Here is a 1665-nt window from a genome sequence, read left to right on the forward strand (position 1 = left end):
ATCTCGGTCGCCGAAAATCCCTTGCCCACCGCATCGAGCCCGTCGAACAGCACGCTGTCGAGCTGTATCGGCCCGTCGCAAACCATCTCGCGCACCATCGCCGCCGCGCGCTGATCCTCGGCTCCGCTCGACGCCGCCCGCACCACGACATCCAGCTGCGCCACCGCATTCTTGCGAGTCCCGAGCACGGCAAGGTAATGGAGGTCCTTTTCTTCCATCTCCTCGGCCAGCTCTAGATACAAATACGGATCTCCGAACTCTGCCTGCTGAAGGATTCCCGTCAGGCGTTCCGGCGTGAGTCCAATCGACGGATGCATTACGGAATATATATTTCGCACGCCCGCCATCGTTGGCGCGGCTTGCTCTTCACGCAACATGCCCGTATCAACTTCGCGACCGAAAGCGTCATAGAGTGTCATCCTGGTTCTCCCACGCAACTAGTCAGTTCGAGATTCTTTGCTGGCAGCTTCACCAACTTTTAAAAACCATTCGGCGCCGCATCGATGGCACGAATCGGGCAATCTGACGATCGCAAGTAGAAACTCGTACCCGCACTCTTCGCATTTCCATCTCCAGTAGCTATTCATAGTTCTTACCTCTCCCTCCGGGAGAGGTCGCGGCCTTGGCGCGGGTGAGGGCGCAAGCATTCAGCTCGATGTGAGCGCCCTCACCCGACGCTCGCGAACTCACGTCGACCTCTCCCGCGGGAGAGGTAAATTCCTAAAATCCACGCACCCTCCCTCCAACCATCTCGTCCTCCACCGGCGCCGCGCCGAAAGGATTGTCGCGCACATATAATCCCTCCCGCTTCCCCGCTGCTCGCGCCGGAGTGTACGCGATGCTCCCCTGCTCCGCGCGCGACGCGAAGAATGCGAGCGCGGCTGCCATCGCCGAGTCGCCATGCCGTCCCTTGCCGTCGCTGCCCGCACGCCGTTCCGAAATCTTAGCGACGCCGTTCTCGAGCACGATCGCGCGATGGTCCCCCAGCACGTCTGCGTCCTTCGGAATTTCGATCGTGCCGTCCTCGAACGCCGCCTTGTAGCGCGGCATATTCTCGCGATACCACGACTCCGACAGCATCACCTGCACGATTCGCGCGCCGTAGCGCTGCGCCGCAGTCTCCGCGAGGTACTGTCCGTTGCCGCGCGCGTCCATCGCGCCGGTTGTGAATCGCGGCAGGCGGTCGATGATATAGAAAAGCACCTGCTCCTGGTTTCGAAACGGAATGTTGCGCAGCTCGACGACGAACGGTGTGCGCCGCGTCAGGTCCTGCCCCATTTGCAGCGGCCAGATAACCGTAAGGTCGCCGGAACGCCCGAAGTCTTCGCCGAAATAACTTGCCAGCGCGGGCTTGAGCGCCGCGAGCACCGGCGCGAGATTGTCGTCGCACCACGCCTGGGTCTCGGAGTAACGCTGCCCTTCCGGACGGCCTGAAAACTCCGCCGGCATTTCCCAGCGCAGGATCGGGATTCCGGCTTTCATCCGCGCCTCGATCAGCACCGAGCTCAGGTACGCGCCCGACGACGCGCGCGGGATGCAGAACAGCTCCTCGCCGACGTTATCGCCGTAGTAATCGACGATTTGCTGACGCCATTCGCGTTGCTTTTCTTCGCTCCACTCGGTTTCGGTCTGCTCGCAGATTTTTCTGTATAGTCCGTCGGCCAG

The 1665-nt window shown here is 61.4% G+C and carries 1 protein-coding gene and 1 pseudogene; both read right to left on the bottom strand.

Features of this window, described 5'->3' with window-relative positions:
- On the bottom strand, window positions 1-419 hold a 419-nt coding region (locus VIW95_RS13485; RefSeq protein WP_331587354.1), incomplete at its 3' end, for a phage portal protein family protein.
- A gap of 301 nt (window positions 420-720) precedes the next feature.
- Window positions 721-1665 (bottom strand): annotated as a pseudogene (locus tag VIW95_RS13490) (hypothetical protein); the annotation flags it as partial.

The sequence above is a fragment of the Binatus sp. (SeqCode) genome, from assembly GCF_036522015.1.
Classification (GTDB): Bacteria; Desulfobacterota; Binatia; order Binatales; family Binataceae; genus Binatus.